Origin of the sequence: Streptomyces goshikiensis, from assembly GCF_014650555.1 — a bacterium.
Lineage (GTDB): Bacteria > Actinomycetota > Actinomycetes > Streptomycetales > Streptomycetaceae > Streptomyces > Streptomyces goshikiensis.
Map to the genome: position 1 here is coordinate 271,428 of NZ_BMVE01000010.1, position 15,784 is coordinate 287,211.

The window sequence follows — 15,784 nt, forward strand, 5'->3', positions numbered from 1 at the left end:
ACACCAGAATGCCGAAGATCGGGGTTGTGGTCCTGACCATGGGCGACCGGCCCGCAGAACTGGGGTCCCTGCTGGCCTCGGTGGCCGCCCAGGAAGGCGATCCGGCGACCGTCGTGGTCCTCGGCCAAGGCGTGAAGCTCCCGCCCCTCCCGGACGGCGTGGACGGCGTGGAGTTGCCGGAGAATCTGGGCATCCCCGGCGGCCGGAACGCCGGCGTGCAGTGGCTGCGCGAGCGGGGTGGCGTGGACGTCGTCGTGGTCCTGGACGACGACGGCCTGCTGCCCCGCACCGACACCTTCCGCCTGGTCCGGGAAGCGTTCGCTGCAAGGCCCCGCCTCGGGGTCGCGGGCTTCCGGATCGCGGACGAGACCGGGGCAAGTCAGCGCCGGCACGTCCCCCGTCTGGGTGGCAAGAACCCGATGGTGTCCGGGCCCGTGACGACGTTCCTCGGCGGCGGCCACGCCATCCGCATGACCGTGATCGATCAGGTGGGCGACTTCCCCACCAAGTTCTTCTACGCCCACGAGGAGACAGATTTCGCCTGGCGGGCCCTGGACGCCGGCTGGGAGATCGACTACCGGGCGGACATGGTGCTTCAGCACCCCCGGACCGAGGCGTCCCGGCACGCGGTCTACTACCGCAACACCGGCCGGAACCGGGTCTGGCTGGCCAAGCGGCACCTGCCCGCCGTCCTGGTCCCGGTCTACCTCGGCACGTGGGCCGCGTACACGATCGCGCAGCGGCCCCCGTTGTCCGGCCTGGGCGCCTGGTGGGCTGGCTTCTTCGAGGGCGTACGGGTGCCGTGCCCACCGCGGCGGCCCATGCAGTGGCGGACCGTGTGGCGGATGACCAGGTTGGGCAGGCCCCCGGTCATCTGACTCCCGCCAATGGCTGCACAACGGGTTCCCAATACCGCCCCAGGGGGCTGTCTCTCGGGGTGCCTAAGTGTCAGCTCTCCACGCCGTCAGGATATCCAGACAAACCAAAGAGCGTTGCTTGCTGCCTGGGCGGCTCTCCGCGATCCGGAACCATTCCAGCCGAGCCCTCGAATGGAATTCTCTGCAATCGCTGAAGAGGTGCCACTGCTTGGGGGCCAGTAATGCTCTCAAGGCACCTAAGCGCGACTAGCAGCAAACCCTTGTGCTCGGTTGTGAAGAGATGTGCGAACGCCCTTTCCTTCCAGGCGGAGTCCCCAAGTAGCGCGTCAAAGCAGGCCAGTTCCGCCGTCTGCAAGAGATTCCGGGAGACTTGCGGGTTTGCCCGCAGCCGTTCCACTAGATCAATGTAGTCGCTGGCGAACGGCGGCGGGGTTGCCACTGCGTCCCTAAGCGATGAGTAGTTGATTCGAACAGGATCGGCGCCTGCGTCTACATAGGCCTTGTGGGTTCGCTCCTGAATGTGACGGAAGTACGCATCCGCCCTCTCCAGCACGGGGAGTACGAAGTTGTCATCTGGATCGCCCACGGTCAGGGCACTGATGAGGCGTCGACGCAGCACGCGCTCAGGGACATGGTCTAGGCGGCCAGCGTCCTGCAAGGCCGCCAGAAGCACCGCGATCAGACTGTGGCTCGCCAACACCTGGGCAGCTGGCTCAGGAAGGACTCCCTGCCGTTCGACGGCGGCGCCCATCGCCTGAACTGCACGCAAAAGCTCAGGGGAATCCGCAAGCAAAGCATCCCCACGCAAGAAGCGTGCTAGACCTGCCGGTATTTCAGGCAACCCCTTGAGTTGCGTATCAGTCCGGGCTTCGGCTGCGGCACAAGCCGGGCCGTCCAGATGGGCGAATCTCTGGGGCAGCCAAGCGTGAGCTTTCTCCCTCTGGCCCACGGCCGCTTCGTCCATTGCAACGATGTTCAGCTTGCGCGCCAACGCCTGCCCACGCGGACTCACCGTCTGACGAACCAGAGCGACACGGTCAAGTTCGAGCAACTGACGAAACCCGGCGAGCCATAGAATCGTGCTCGGCTCGCCCTGAGACTTGCCAATTTTACACTCCATACTGGAGCGTGAAATTCGGAGCCGAGAGTCAATGTCGATCGATAGAACATCAATATCAGTGAGCGTTGCCTGGCCCGCCTCACCATCGTCCGCGGGCACAGGAACACGCAGCCGCACGTGAGCCCCTTCGGCAAATTCCAGTCGGGCGACTCGCCGCTCCAACTGACCTCCTGGCGTATCTGCCGGCTTCGTACCAGCCTGCGTCCGCCCCGATGGAGACCGACGCGCCCTACGATCCGGTCGGGCTTGGCTCCCCCTGTCGGGCCGGGGGGCAGCCTGCCGCGAGACCTCCGCCCCTTCACCAGTCACTTCCGACCACCCATCATGCGGTTCACCGAGGCATCGCGAAGGGCCGCGATGAGCCGCGCTTCTTCGACCTTGTCGATGTCGCTAGTCAGCGCCAGGCGGGCCCGTTCCTGTTCCACGTGGATGTAGGAGCGCTGCGCTCGAAGAGCTGCGATATCGCCCTTCTCGGTGCCACTGCCCTCACGGGCGTCGAGCATCGTAAGGGCATCCTGCGCGACCTCCGGCTGCAGCAGCTGCAACCGGTACCGATCCGCACCCATCCCCGCAACTACCTTTACGACGCCCGCCTTTTCAAGCATCAGATAGTCAGTCCCGATAGGCGAAGCGTTGCCGGCCACCCCGCGGTTGACCAACGCGCGCAGGAATATCTCAGGCGTGTCCAACTTGAACTTCGCAAATGTCGCAGCGTAGATCATCGATCCCACAAGCTGCCGCACATGCCCGGAGGCGTCACCTGCCGTTCCACCAAACGGATCCCGCCGGAGGTGTGGAGTGAACAGAAAGCCCCGTTCGACACCTTCGGCGGTCTGGATGACCGACCGCTGCACCAAGTTCTGCGATACGGCGAAGTCAACCCACTTGCGCTCGGTGGACTTTACGTGCGCGTCAGGCAGTCCCGGGTTGAGCGCCACCTCCTGGAGCAACGCGCCCACCTCCGTGGTGGCCCGCGCGTCAGCTGCCTTCAGAGCCGCCTTCGCCAGCGCTTCATCCCCCTGAGTCCAGACGTTCGGGTTGTAGAGAACCGATCGGCCGTCCTCGGAGTCGACACGCCGAATCAGCCCCGTCCCTGTCAGGTGCCGAAGCGCGTCCTCTGCAGCCTGATCATGGCCCTTGACGCCCTCAGCCACTGCGGCGATCTGCAGCGCGTCCTCCACGAGGAGTGGCTGCAATACGGTCGCCCCAAGGAGGGCAAGAGCCGCCCGTTCCACAGGTCCGACCATGAGGATGTTGAGCACCTTCGGCGCGGCCATGATGAGGTCCCCGCGGGCGGGGATGCGTTCCGTGATGGAGACGAACTGGCCGGCCTTGTCGCGGACTACGGAAACCCAGCTCAAGACTTCCATCGTCTCGATCACGTCCTTCAGGCTGCGCGGCCCAAGGCCAACGTCGAGCCCAATGGCGCGTACCCTGGCGGCGCTGCTCGTGGTGCTCCCGTGCAGACGAAACGCAACGTCGAAGATCCATCCCGCGAACTCCAACTGCTCAAGGGCTGCACGTTCAGAACCCATCGCGTACGCACGCAGATGCCGCGAGAGCCCCAGAGCGAACTCAGCATCCGTCAAAACAGCCAAAACTCCCCCACTTCGAGCATAAGACGCAGAGTGCTCACGCACAGCGGGCGGAGCCACCGATTCAGGCTACCCGGCGCCGTAGGCGGCCCGTTGGCTATTTCTGCAGCCTGGGTACTCGACCTGGGGATCCCAGGCGCGCCGCCGATCAGACCTTGCAGCTGCCCCGCACAGCCGCCCGCCGGTACCACCTTGCCCGACCCGGTCAAACAGAAGTGCCGCTACATACCTAACTTGCCATAACAGCAGACAAGTTCTGACCCGCCGAATCGACTTGACAACCCTATGGCGATCGCGCCGGGCCGACGACGCCCATCAAGTACTCCTTACCGGGTACGAGCCTCTGGGCGGGGGAAGTAGCTCAAGGCGGAACTCGGCGGCCACACTATTCACCACGTCATCTGGGATCGGCCCTTTCCCATCGACGATCAGACGTATGTCCTCGTAGTCGCCGCCAGCATCAGCGAAGAGGGCGAAATTCGTTCGGCCTGAGCGGTCACGCACACTCGTCCAGTGCACTCCGTCGAGCCCGTAGGAACGGGCTACTTGAGCGAATGCGTGGCTGAGTGGGTAGTTCTTGTCCACTTCGAGGGCCAGAGCATCACCGATGCCCATGACGTTCAGGTTGGCATTATCGGTCAGGTCCGCCAACTGGTGGAGATCGATAACGCGCATGTACACGTGGGACATCTGCGCGACCGTGCCCAACGGGATGCCTGCATCCCAAAATCGGCGGAAGACCTCGATAAATGCGCCCTCTCGTGAGGAGGCTGCGTAACAAGTGCCGCTGCCGGGGGTGTCGAAGCGGCACACAGGGTCGCCGTCGCAGTACCAGGCCGGCTTGCCTGGTCGGCCTTTGTACATGCGGGGATAGATGCGGTGCACCCTGGTGGTGTTCTTGAGTGGAAAGGGCACCAGGTCTCTGGGAGGGCTAGTCATTGTGTCAACCCCGCTACTGCACATCTCGCGGACCAAATCAGCTTCTCCGTGTACGCCTCCTCCTCCACCGCAGCGCGCGGCTCCCTCCCGTTGAGCTCGGGCTGTCCGGTTGCAGCCCAGAGGACCACTAGTTCGGGAGCGAACGCTTCGCCAAGCTCCTCAACGAACACGTTCAAGACTTCGGTGACGACTCCAGTGGGTTCTTTGTCGGGCTGACCGGGCAGGAACTGCCACAAGGGCAGGAAAGTCTCGTGCCGACCGTGAAGACCGACGAGTCGGCCATTCTGAACCTTTTCAATCACGAACTGAACGGGCACGTCGAGCTCGGATGCCAGGGCGCTGGCGGTTGTACTGGCCCCAAGCGCGAGGTGCCAGGAAAGGTTGCTCGTAGCGAGGGCAGCAGCGTCTTGGGCGATCTGAGCGACGGCGCTCGCATCGGCATCCTTGCGGTGCGCCTTCAGGTACTGCATGGTGTCAAATCGCCTCTGGATCGCCTCAGTGAAGGCAGTCACCAGACCCTCTTCGCTGTCCATATCTCCACCGTACGCCGCGCTGGTCAAGGACACCGTTCGGGCCAGACTGCCCACCCTCCCGTCCTCTACTTGCCCGGCGGGCAGTAAAATCGTGGGGTTGCGCCAGCTCCGTTGAGTCACCCGTAGGGGGGACACTTCCCGCCCACGGTAAGCCACCACAGCAGGCCGGTGACAGCGTCCCGCACTGCATCCTCGTCGTCCGCGTAGACACAGTCGCGCAGCCGATGCTGGTCCGGTCGGGCATGTGGGCCGGAGCCACTTCGAGGACAAGCTTGCCGGCCTCCCAGCGCGCCGTGCGCAGATTGTGAGCCAGGCGCCGTCCCTCGCCGACCTGGTCGGCTGGCAGCGGGCTGCCCGGGGCGACGTCGGCCCCGGCGAAGTAGGCGTTCAAGGGTCCCGGGTCGCCTTCGGCGGCATAGCGGCTACACGCGAGGTCGTGGGCGAGCAGGGCCCGAGCGGCCTCAGCATCGGTGAGGTGGGCGGGTGCCGTGCCGAGGACGACCGTGCCGAACGAATACTCGAACCGCTTCTTGCGCTGCTCCACTCGATGGGTGCCGGAGGCGATCTGGCGGAGCGGCGGGGTCGTGATTCAACGAGCGCCGACGCCGCCCGGAACGACCGCTCCCTTCCGAGGCAAGCAACTTGCCTTACGTACCAGAAGAGGTGAATCGACCTCTGACCTGCACAGGTCTGGGCCTGACCCTAGATAGCGATCGCCGCTGGCCTCCAGCTCGGCCCCCACGCAGCCGCACCCGGCAGCGGCGGCGTCACGGTCGCGGCGCTGACCGTCACAGCCGAACGGGAGTCCCGAAAGCGTTTCGGTCGAAACACCTTCCCGGGCCATGACAAGTCGCACTTGCCTTACTTGCCTGATGCCGCCTCGTGCCGTCTGACCTGGACGAAGTACCTTCGCCCCCTAGATAACGATCGGTGTGGGGGAGGAGACCTTCTACTTCCACGGCTGTGAAGGTGTCCCGTCTGGGTCCAACCCATACGGCCACCGATCCTCCACCTTCATACCGCCGAGCACCCGCATTGCTGGGTGGAGTGGCGCGTTGGCATGGCCGATGTCGACCAGCCGCCGGTAGAGGGCTTCGGCAGCGTCACTGTCACCGGCCTTCTCCCGTGTCCTTGCGAGCCGGATGAGGGTGGCGGGGCTGGTGGCGCTGGCGGCCTGCTGGTAGAGGGTTTCGGCGGCGTCGGGGTCCCCGGCTTCCTCCCGCAACCTTGCGAGGGGGAACAGGGCATAGGTGTATCCAGCGTCGATGGCCTGCTGGTAGAGGGTTTCGGCGGCGTCGGGGTTCCCGGCTGCCTCCCGCAACCTTGCTAGCTGGACCAACGAGGGGGCGTGGCCGCTCTCGGCGGCCTGCTGGTAGAAGAATTCAGCGGCGTCGAGGTTCCCAGTCCTCTCCCGCATTCCTGCGAGGACGACCAGGGCGTAGTTTTCGCCGGTGGCTGCCAGCTGCAGGTAGATGCCCTCGGCGCCGTCAAGGTCACCCGCCTCCTCCTGCATTCCAGCGAGGACGAACAGTGCCTTGGTGTGGCCGCTGTCGGACAATTGTTTGTAGAGGGTTTCGGTGGGGTTGGGGTCGCCGGCCTGCTCCCGCAGCCTTGCGAGCTGGACTAGGGAGGGGGTGTGGCCGGTGCTGGCTGCTTGCCGGTAGATGGCTTCGGCGGCTTCAAGGTCCCCCGCGTTCTCCCGCAACACTGCTAGTGGGAACAAGGCGTAGGTGTATCCGGTGTCGGCCAGCTGCTGGTAGAGGGCCTCGGCTGGCCCAAGGTCCCCCGCCTCCCGCCAAGACTCTGCGAGGAGGAACCGTGCGTGATATTCGCCGGTGCTGGCCAGCTGGTGGTAGATGGCCTCGGCGGCTTCAAAGTCACCCGCGTTTTCGCGCAACCTTGCGAGTGGGGTCAGGGCCTTGGTGTATCCAGTGTCGGCCAGTTGCTGGTAGATGGCCTCGGCTGCGTCAAAGTCACCCTCCTCCTGCCGCCGTTCTGCCAGGCGAAGGACGGCGTCGCTGCGGCCGGTCTCGGCACCCTTGTTGCGGAGGTGGTGCTCCCACTGAAGACGGTGTCGGGTCAAGGCAGCGTCGGCGAGGTTACTGAGGTCGTCAGGGTGGGTGAGATGGGTGTGAGCAGCGTGCCAGAACGAGGCGGGAGGGCACACAGCGATGCGAGTGGTGCGGCTGTGCTGTTCGAGGTAATCGGACAGCCGGAACACCGGCCCTGCTGACATTGGTGGTGCCGATGGAGCTGGGCCGCCGGGAGGTTTGCGCGTGGGGCGGGCTGCAGCGCGGCGAAGGGGGGCCTGCTTGCCATGTACGGGGCGAGCCAGTTCGGCGAACGCGGCTTCGACCCAGTCGTCGCCGAGCTCCGCGTAGTCGCTGTCGCTGAGGTAGTCGGTCGCGGCGTCAACAAGGAAGGTCTGCGGCAGGTGCAGTCCGACGCCGAGACGTCGTGCGTCCATCGCCGCCTCCAGTACCGCCTTGGCGGCTGGCGTGCTGTGTTCGAAGCGGCGTAGCAGCTCGGGGGCGCCAGCTAGGTCCTGCGTCACCTGTCCGTGGTCGCCTGCCCTGGTGAGGGCGTCGGCCAGCAACTGGTCTCCTTCTTTCGCGAGAGCTGCCGCGGCATGGAGCGCATCTGCATCGAAGCTGCCGGGGACAGAGAAAGTACGCCCGGCCAAGAGCTCCCGCACCCGGCTGTGCGGGTCCGGCTGGCCGGGGGCGGGTAGGGCCGCGTACCGGCGTTCGTATTCGGGCCACAGGGTGCCCAAGACCAGGACCGGCGCGCGGCCGGGATGGGTGAGCAGGGCATGCACAGCGGCTGCAACACGCTCGCCTGCCAGGGAGTCGCCAAAGTAGTGCTGTGCCTCGTTCAGCCATACGACGGTGCGCGGCTGGACGCGTTTGAGATCCTCGAGCGCGGCTTCGGCGCGGGTCGGGTCGAATGGGTGCCACAGCCGCCACCCGTCGTTCGCAAGCGGTTGGACCGCTTCCCAGCACGCCCTGGTCTTCCCGGTCGAGGATGTTCCGACCAGGACGACCATCCGGCTCTGCCCCTGCGCTGCATCCCGAACCGCCTGGGCCAGCACGCGGTCGTGGCTCCGGTGCACGTATCCGGGTAGACACGCCGCCACAGCATCGGGTCCCTGCCGTGAGGATGTGGGTCCGGCCGGGTGGACCTCAAGGGCATGGGGGCCCCACTCGGAAATCGGCAGGCCCGGTCCCGGTTCAGCACCGGGTACGGCCTCGGGGGCTGGCTCCGCAACGAGAAATGGTGCGGCAGTCGCGCGTCGCCGCAGCTCCAGCAACTCCTTCTCCTGCAGGCCCAGCACCCGGGCCAGCGTCGCCACCGTGGTAGCCGAAGGAGGGGGCGCATCCTCCTGGAACGCCAGCTGCACGGTGGTGCGACCCAGACCCGTTCGCGTGGCGAGCTGGGTCTTGCTCAGCCTCTTGTGGGCCAGCGCGTCGGACAGCATGCTCCTCAGCTCGGCAAGCGCCTCGTCGGCCCCAGCCTGCCACGCCGCGGTCAGCTCTTCGTGCATACGTTCATCCCCCTGGCCTTGCGTTAGCGTGTGTTCATCTTCGTCCGGACCGCAACATGGCGCAGAGCAGTTCTGCGACATTCGACACGCCAACAGTTCCGAAGCGGGGCCGCTTCCGTGTGCTGTTCGCGTGTCGCGCACGCAGTCCTTGCGTCGAACGCCAGCCCCTCGCACGGTCAGGTTTGATCATTGTCGTGGAGCAGGTGGCGACGCTCGGGCCCTGCCTAGTCCGGGCACCGTTCGACGGGGCCGTGCGGGACCTGCGCGGGCCGATCGCCTCACGCGCGAGAGCCCCCGGACTGCTCGTACGGTCCGCTACCGGCTCCGCACGAGCAGCCGGGCCGGGCCCGGGGTTCCACACGGCGCGGTGGGGCGCAACGCCTGGTGTCGTCGCTCACCGCTCCTCATCGGGGCCGGTCCGCTGCGGTGCCGCGTGGTTCACGTGAGGACGGGGGTGAGTGTTTGGGCAACGACTGCGGCGAGTGTGAGGACGGCGGCAAAGGTGGCGCCTGCGCGCATGAGAGTGGCGGGATAGGTGGCGCCGTCGAGACGGGCAAGCACGCCCGCTGCCACTGCGGCAAGTAGCGCGAACACGACAACAAGAGCGATGGCGAGAAGAATGAGGGCGAGGTGAGTCACGATAACCTCCCGGTTGAGATCGGGTGTTGACGTGATCGAGCGTCCTGGAAGCGGTGTTCGCCGTGGTTCGGCAGGACAAAGGCGAACACCGATGAACACCGACTTGGGGGTCATGTGGTTGAGGAAGACGCCGACGGTGCGGCTCTATCGGAGCTGCGCGGGCGGTTGCGTGACGGGCGGGTTCTCGCCCGGCTGAACATGACCCAGCTTGCGGTCCGGGCAGGGTTGGGCCGCACTACGGTTCAGGCGGCCTTCCAAGCCGGCGGGCCCGTTCCGTCGGCGGATACGGTCGCGGCTCTGGCCCGCGCGCTGCGCCAGCCGGTGGAGGAGTTGCTGGCGCTGCAGCGGGCTGCATCCGGGGAAGCCACCTCAGCAGCGGCGCCGGAGGTCGGCCTGGGCAGGCCGATTGCGGAGTGGGACCCGCACGATCTGGAGGTGCATCCCGCCGGAACCGCTGCCGTCTCCAGCTCCACCACGTCGGGGCGGGTGCTCTCCGGTTACGTGCCCCGTGCCCACGACCGGGCCCTCGCCGATGCCGTCAGGGACACCGTGGCGGGTCGGAGCCGGATATTGGTGCTGGTCGGCTCGTCCTCGACCGGTAAGACCAGGGCGTGCTGGGAGGCCGTCCAGCCGCTCGCGGATCAAGGGTGGCGGCTGTGGCATCCGTTCGACCCGACCCGGGCCGAGGCCGCGCTGGCCGACCTTGAACGCGTCGCGCCGCGTACGGTGGTGTGGCTCAATGAGGCCCAGCATTACCTCGGTGACCCGCAGGTCGGCGAACGTGTCGCTGCCGCCCTTCATGCCCTCCTCATCGACCCCAGCCGCGGACCGGTCCTCATCCTGGGAACCCTCTGGCCCGAGTACGACGACTCGTACACCGCCATGCCCAGACCCGACGGTCCGGACCCGCACAGCCGCGTCCGCGAGTTGCTCGCTGGCCGCACGATGACCGTCCCCGACGTCTTCGACCAGGACGCGCTCGGTACTGCCGCGATCCTCGCCGAGGGCGGTGACCGGCTGCTGGCGGATGCCCTTACTCGTACTGGCGCCGACGGGCGCGTCGCCCAGGACCTTGCAGGCGCTCCCGAACTCTTGCGCCGCTATCAGCACGGCACCCCAGCCGTCCGAGCTCTGCTTGAGGCCGCGATGGATGCCCGCCGTCTCGGTATGGGCCTCCACCTCCCCCAGGCGTTCCTCACCGACGCCGCCGCCGACTACCTCACCGACCACGACTGGGACCAGCTCACCAACGACTGGGCAGAAGCCGCCTACGCGGAACTCGCCCGCCCCGTCCACGGCAAGCAAGCCCCGCTATACCGAACCAACCCCCGACCCACACGCCGTCCCCCGGTCCGTCCGACAGCAGCCACTGCTGCGGCCCCGCCGACGGGCCCAATGCTCCGCCTCGCCGACTACCTGGAACAGCACGGCCGCGCCGCCCGCCGCCTACTCTGCCCACCCGCATCTTTCTGGGACGCCGCCCACACCCACCTCACTGACCCCGACGACCTCAACAACCTCGCCGAAGCTGCCGAAGCCCGGGGCCGTTTGCAATGGGCCCACCATCTCCGCCTCCGAGCCGCCCGCTCTGGCCACACCCGCGCCATGATCAAACTGGCCTGGAGGAGGGAAAGCGATGGAGACCGGGAGGGCACTGAAGCCCTCTACCGGCAGGCCGCGGACGCTGGCGATCCCAGCGCCGTCCGCTTCTTGGGGCAGATGCGGGAGGCTGCCGGGGACCAGGAGAACGCCGAAGCCTTCTACCGACAGGCCGCCGACGCTGGTGAAGCCGATGCCCTACGCGGCCTGGCGCGGTTGCGGGAAGAGGTCGGAGACTGGGCCGGCGCAGAGGCGTTCTATAGGGAGGCTACCGAGGCTGGGGACACCAACGCCTTTACCGACCTGGTGAGTATGCGGGAGCAGGCCGGGGACCGGCTGGGTGCCGAACGCTACGCTCGGCAGGGCGTCGATGCCGGCGATCCGTTCCCGCTCACCAACCTGTCGGTGATGCGCGAGGAGGTCGGCGACCGGGAGAGTGCCGAGGCCCTCGCCCGGGAGGCCGTCAGCGCCGGTGACGCCAACGCCCTATTGGAGCTAGGGCGAATGAGGGAGCGGGAAAGAGACCGGGAGGGGGCCGATGTTGCCTACCGGCAAGCCGCAGAGGCCAACGGCGGCCTCACCATCGCCCAGATAGCGCGGATGAGGGAGGAGGCTGGGGACGAGGAGGGCGCCGAAGCCCTTGCTCTGACGGCCGCCGATGCCCGCGATTTCTACGTCCTGCGCGATTTGGAGTGGATGCGGGAAGAAGCCGGGGACCGGGAAGGGGTCGAAGCCCTATACCGGCGCGCTGCCGACGCTGGCCATCTCCCCTCACTGGGCAGGGGAAGATGGCCGTACGGACTGGACCCCGACGGTTCACCCTCATCTCCTTGGGCCGCGGACTGCTACTGAGAACAGCACACCCATTCGGGTGAGATGGGCGTTAGGGTCGTCGTGTCTCACAGGTTTGCCTGATGGCCGAACCCCGACGTGAACGTGATCGGCTCGCAACGAGAACAGGGATGTCTCATGAGACATCCCTGTTGTGGAGAACACTTTGCCGAGATCGGCGATCTTGACGCTGCCCACCTCGTGCCGGTCGCCTTCGTTGTCGACGATCGACAGACGGAACGTGGTGCGGAATCCGAAGTCGTCCCACCGGTCCTTCTCGAGCACTGCCAGGGGCCGCGGCCCCTGGCAGGATGCGCTCGCCCTCCTCGACGACGATGAACTGCACAGCAGTCATTCTCTGACGGCCGTACCGCACGGCGCTCGCACGGACTCGCCGATCCTACGATCCGACCGCAGGTCCTCAGTCCGCGGCGCGGCATGGCAGCGCCCCAGAAGTCGTCACTGCCGGGCCAGCAGAAGGGCGACGGTTCAGCGGGCCCCGAACACGATGCACTACCCCGGCCCGGAGCTGGGGCTCGCCTTGATCTCGCTTAACAAGGACCACGGAGTTGCTCTCGGTGCTTTGTCCGGCGGCCTCGACAAGGAAGGGCCCAGAAAGCAGTCGCTCTATGCCGTGAGTACGCCTCTCGTGTGGCCCAGCCAAGTAGACGAAGGTAGCCGCAGGTGTGACTGATCTCATGGTGGCGCAACAATGCGCACGCTATGGGCTCTCTCAAAGTTTCCGGGCGCAACATCGCGCAATCGCGTAGCGATGGCTCTCTGTGACGGATCACGCTCAGATCGTCAGCAGTCAACCGGACCACTTGGAGGACCAATGGCGCTTCATCTGCTGTGCAAGGACCCGGAGAGCCCTAACAATGGAAGCCCGACCTTGTACTACGACGACGTCTCCGATAGCTACCTGCTCCAGTCCTGGAAGGTGGTCGATGACGCCAGGCTGGCGTCCATCACGGTCCCTGACCACGAGACCGTCGTCGAGTTCCCAAAGAGGCTCCTGCCGCTGTTCCCGAAGCCGGGGACGGAGCCGCACGTGCGCGCAATCCCGAGAGCCGACATATCGTCATAGTTGCTTATATATGCCGCGTTTGCTGCTACGTGGGCTGCTCACCGGCTCCGCACTCAGGGCTGCACACTGGGCCGCATGCCTACCTCATCCAGCATCACGGAAGCTCGCCTAGCGCTCGGTCAGCGACTACGCCGACTGCGCGAAGACAACGGGCTCACGGCGGCGGAGTTAGCGCGTAGGTGCGGATGGGACCGGGCGAAGTGCAGCCGGATCGAAAACGGCCGCGCTCCAGCTTCGCCCGAAACGATCCGGGCCTGGGCGCAGGCGTGTGGTGCCGAGTCGGAGGCCGAGGACCTCATTGAAGCGGCACGCAACATCGAGGTCATGTACGTCGAGTGGCGGTCGATGGAAGGCAGAGGCCTGCGGCCGGCACAGGACATGGTGCGGCCGTTGTGGGCAAGGACGAAGGACTTCAAGGCCTACTCGCAGAATCTGATCCCCGGCCCCCTGCAGACCGAGGAGTACACCCGGACCGTCCTTACCGCCATCCGTGAACGCCGCCGACTTGCCGATGATGTCGAGGAAGCCGTGGCCTCCCGGGTGGAAAAGCAAAGGATGCTGAACGACCCGGCCAAGAAGTTCGCCTTCGTTCTGGAGGAGGCCGTCCTCTACAGACGGGTCGGGCCCCCGGGCGTGATGGCCGAGCAACTCGGTCATCTCGTCAAGGCCGCAGTCCTGCCCAACGTGCTCATCGGCATCATCCCTCGCAACGCTGACCGCAGTCTCGTGCCGCCCGTCGAAGATTTCTGGATCTTCGATGAACGGCAGGTCAACGTCGAACTCGTCTCCGCATACCTGACAGTGAAGCAGAAGCGCGAGGTAAATCTTTACCTCGATGACTTCAGACGCCTGACGGAACTGGCCGTGCACGGCGGCCCCGTTTTCAACCTCATCGCCGACGCTCTGCGCTTCTGAATGCCAGCTCGGCAGGGCCCGACCGTGCCGAGCCCTGCCAGCCCTGGCAGAAGGCAGATCGTCCATGGAATCGCAGCACCGCCGCCCGAGGCCCGCCATGCTCAGAGCTGAGGACGACACCTTCCATCCCTACAGCCGACGACGCACCGCCAACGTGCTCGCCGTCGTGGTGGAGGGCCTGGCCGCCATCGCCCTGGTGATGTCCGGCTCCCTGACCACGACCACACCCCGAGCTCCCCGGGAAGACCCGGCGGCAGGCGCCTACCGACAGTTTCTGGACGACGTACCCAACTCCCGCCCCAGCGGGGAAGTCGTGGTGGACTCCGGAACCTCGAAAGCAGGTCTCCCCGTTTCCTTACAAGTGCCACCTGAAACGGCCCCCCGAACCCGCCGCATCATCTACCGCTGCCACGGGCAGGGCTCGGCGACCGCCACCGGATACACCGCCGTGGGTACCCGGCACCGCTTTCCTCACGCCCCGTGCGGGCCCACCATCGCCTCCCTCGATCCCGCCGGATACACGACCGTCATCCTCGGCGGCAGCGACGACCAAGCCATCCTGCTGTGGGCCAGCGCAACGGTTTCCCCTTAGACGCCATTTCGTTTGGTGTGATCTTGCGGCAGTCTGGTGTGGTGACGACTGGGCTTGTGCAGCGGATGGTGCCGGACGGCTTGTGGGAGTTGTTCGAACGCGTGGTGCCGTCGGCGCCGGAACGTCCTCAGGGCGGTGGCCGGCGTCGGCATGGGGATCGGGAGGTGCTGGCTGCGATCATCTTCGTGGCCACCTCTGGGTGCACCTGGATGGCGGGCTGGACGCGCCGGGCGGCTTCTGCTACTTGCGGCTGAGGGTTTGATCGTCCCCGTTATCAGGATCTCCCACGCTGCGCCGCATCTTCGGATGCGCCTTCGAGCCGCCGAATTCCCACGGGTTGCCGTCGCAGACGGTGGTCCAAACCTTCTGCGCTTCCTTGTCGTCGGGATACGCGCCCCACTCGCCGGTGCCGCTGCACTCCGACACCTTGTCGCCGTCGTTATTGAACTCGGCAAGGTTGGTTACGACGACGGTGCCGTCGTCCTTGAAGAGCAGGGTCCCGGTATCGCCCTCGGTCCAGGTGCCTACGATGTCGGCCCGAGCCAATGTCTGTGGCTGCCCTATGCACCCCGTGGCCAGCGTCAACACCGCGACCGCCAAGACCACTCCACGCAACCCCGCAGCGACTCGCCCTCGTTCATCACGCATGACTCCCCCTTGCGTACGTCAAACCCTGGTTGCTTCGCACACCAGATCGTCAAGCGCTCACGCTGCCACGAAAGCTGAACATGTTCAACTCTGCTCGGCGCGCATTGGCAGCCCCGCTCCACACCGAATTGAGCGGTGCACCTTGGCCACTCGCCGTAAGACGCCATTTCATTTGATGATGCGGCGGTAGCAGATCAGGGTGCTGGCGATGCCGACGAAGGCGAGGAAGTGCTCAGGCTTGCGTTCGTAGCGCCGGTGCAGGCGTCGGCATCCGTTCAGCCAGGACATGGTTCGCTCGACCACCCAGCGGTGCCGGCCCAGCCGATCGGAGGCTTCGATTCCGCGCCGCGCGATGCGGGGCACGATCTGTCGTCGTCGCAGCCAGTTGCGCAGGTGGTCGTAGTCGTAGCCCTTGTCGCCGTGGAGCTTTGCGGGGCGGCGGCGACGGGGGCCGAAGCGGGAGCGGATCGGTGGTATCCCTCGCATCAGCGGGATCAGGGCCTGGCTGTCGTGGTCATTGGCGGCCGAGATGCCTATCGAGATGGGCAGGCCGTTGCGGTCGACGATCAGATGGATTTTCGATCCTGGCTTGCCACGATCGGTCGGATTCGGTCCCGTCAACGGCCCCCTTTGAGGGCCCTGACGCTCACGGAATCGATCGCGCACCTCGACCAGTCCAGCGCGCCGCGGGCACCGAGTTCATCCAAGACCAGGCGGTGCAGCTTGGCCCACACCCGGGCCTGCGACCACTCCGTGAAGCGCCGGAACGCCGTCACTCCGGAGGGGCCGAAGCCGGGCGGGAGCTGGTTCCAGGTGCACCCAGAGGTGGCCACGAAGATGATCGCAGCCAGCACCTCCCGATCC

Annotated in this window: 12 protein-coding genes and 2 pseudogenes; 6 read left to right on the top strand and 8 right to left on the bottom strand. The window is 66.2% G+C overall.

Translation table 11 applies throughout. From position 1 onward, the window contains the following. Nucleotides 1-8: 8 nt before the first annotated feature. Nucleotides 9-878, top strand: coding sequence for a glycosyltransferase family 2 protein (locus tag IE248_RS26540; protein ID WP_190031918.1), 870 nt, complete (start codon nucleotides 9-11; stop codon nucleotides 876-878). A 70-nt stretch (nucleotides 879-948) separates the two neighbouring features. Here IE248_RS26540 and IE248_RS26545 read toward each other — a convergent pair whose 3' ends face one another. From IE248_RS26545 to IE248_RS37665, 6 genes are all read right to left on the bottom strand, one after another. After that, entirely contained in the window at nucleotides 949-2,115 is a 1,167-nt protein-coding gene (locus IE248_RS26545; protein WP_190031919.1) for a hypothetical protein, read from the bottom strand. A 188-nt stretch (nucleotides 2,116-2,303) separates the two neighbouring features. Continuing rightward, nucleotides 2,304-3,587 (bottom strand): hypothetical protein, encoded by a 1,284-nt coding sequence (locus IE248_RS26550; protein WP_190031920.1) that lies wholly within the window; start codon nucleotides 3,585-3,587, stop codon nucleotides 2,304-2,306. 321 nt (nucleotides 3,588-3,908) lie between these two features. Further along, the gene (locus IE248_RS26555) at nucleotides 3,909-4,478 is read right to left on the bottom strand and encodes an RES family NAD+ phosphorylase (protein WP_190031921.1); all 570 of its coding nucleotides are present in this window, start codon (nucleotides 4,476-4,478) and stop codon (nucleotides 3,909-3,911) included. A gap of 50 nt (nucleotides 4,479-4,528) precedes the next feature. Then, on the bottom strand, nucleotides 4,529-5,065 hold the full coding sequence (locus tag IE248_RS26560; RefSeq protein ID WP_190031922.1) for a hypothetical protein: 537 nt from the start codon (nucleotides 5,063-5,065) through the stop codon (nucleotides 4,529-4,531). Between the two features lie 949 nt (nucleotides 5,066-6,014). Further along, the gene (locus tag IE248_RS26565; protein ID WP_190031923.1) at nucleotides 6,015-8,609 is read right to left on the bottom strand and encodes a helix-turn-helix domain-containing protein; all 2,595 of its coding nucleotides are present in this window, start codon (nucleotides 8,607-8,609) and stop codon (nucleotides 6,015-6,017) included. A 438-nt stretch (nucleotides 8,610-9,047) separates the two neighbouring features. Then, on the bottom strand, nucleotides 9,048-9,362 hold the full coding sequence (locus IE248_RS37665) for a hypothetical protein (protein ID WP_229895543.1): 315 nt from the start codon (nucleotides 9,360-9,362) through the stop codon (nucleotides 9,048-9,050). Between IE248_RS37665 and IE248_RS26575 the strand changes: the two genes are divergently transcribed. The 5 genes and pseudogenes from IE248_RS26575 to IE248_RS26595 all read left to right on the top strand — a co-directional run. Continuing rightward, nucleotides 9,363-11,699 (top strand): hypothetical protein, encoded by a 2,337-nt coding sequence (locus IE248_RS26575; protein WP_190031924.1) that lies wholly within the window; start codon nucleotides 9,363-9,365, stop codon nucleotides 11,697-11,699. Nucleotides 11,700-12,513: 814 nt separating this feature from the next. Continuing rightward, nucleotides 12,514-12,765, top strand: coding sequence for a hypothetical protein (locus IE248_RS26580; protein ID WP_190031925.1), 252 nt, complete (start codon nucleotides 12,514-12,516; stop codon nucleotides 12,763-12,765). A 75-nt stretch (nucleotides 12,766-12,840) separates the two neighbouring features. Then, nucleotides 12,841-13,680, top strand: a complete 840-nt coding sequence (locus IE248_RS26585) for a helix-turn-helix domain-containing protein (RefSeq protein WP_190031926.1) — start codon at nucleotides 12,841-12,843, stop codon at nucleotides 13,678-13,680. 64 nt (nucleotides 13,681-13,744) lie between these two features. Next, nucleotides 13,745-14,272: a hypothetical protein gene (locus IE248_RS26590; RefSeq protein WP_190031927.1), complete on the top strand. Its 528-nt coding sequence runs from the start codon at nucleotides 13,745-13,747 to the stop codon at nucleotides 14,270-14,272. A gap of 41 nt (nucleotides 14,273-14,313) precedes the next feature. Continuing rightward, nucleotides 14,314-14,481: pseudogene (locus IE248_RS26595) on the top strand (transposase); the annotation flags it as partial. A 31-nt stretch (nucleotides 14,482-14,512) separates the two neighbouring features. Here the strand turns inward: IE248_RS26595 and IE248_RS26600 are convergent. Together IE248_RS26600 and IE248_RS26605 are read right to left on the bottom strand one after the other, a co-directional pair. Beyond that, the gene (locus IE248_RS26600; RefSeq protein ID WP_190031928.1) at nucleotides 14,513-14,872 is read right to left on the bottom strand and encodes a hypothetical protein; all 360 of its coding nucleotides are present in this window, start codon (nucleotides 14,870-14,872) and stop codon (nucleotides 14,513-14,515) included. Nucleotides 14,873-15,088: 216 nt separating this feature from the next. Beyond that, nucleotides 15,089-15,784, bottom strand: a pseudogene (locus IE248_RS26605) (IS5 family transposase); the annotation flags it as partial.

Excerpts from the sequence above, each read along its gene's own strand:
- IE248_RS26540 (WP_190031918.1), top strand. The coding sequence starts at position 9 with ATGCCGAAGATCGGGGTTGTGGTCCTGACCATGGGCGACCGGCCCGCA.
- IE248_RS26560 (WP_190031922.1), bottom strand. The coding sequence starts at position 5,065 with ATGGACAGCGAAGAGGGTCTGGTGACTGCCTTCACTGAGGCGATCCAG.
- IE248_RS26565 (WP_190031923.1), bottom strand. The coding sequence starts at position 8,609 with ATGCACGAAGAGCTGACCGCGGCGTGGCAGGCTGGGGCCGACGAGGCG.
- IE248_RS37665 (WP_229895543.1), bottom strand. The coding sequence starts at position 9,362 with ATGACCCCCAAGTCGGTGTTCATCGGTGTTCGCCTTTGTCCTGCCGAA.
- IE248_RS26580 (WP_190031925.1), top strand. The coding sequence starts at position 12,514 with ATGGCGCTTCATCTGCTGTGCAAGGACCCGGAGAGCCCTAACAATGGA.
- IE248_RS26585 (WP_190031926.1), top strand. The coding sequence starts at position 12,841 with ATGCCTACCTCATCCAGCATCACGGAAGCTCGCCTAGCGCTCGGTCAG.
- IE248_RS26590 (WP_190031927.1), top strand. The coding sequence starts at position 13,745 with ATGGAATCGCAGCACCGCCGCCCGAGGCCCGCCATGCTCAGAGCTGAG.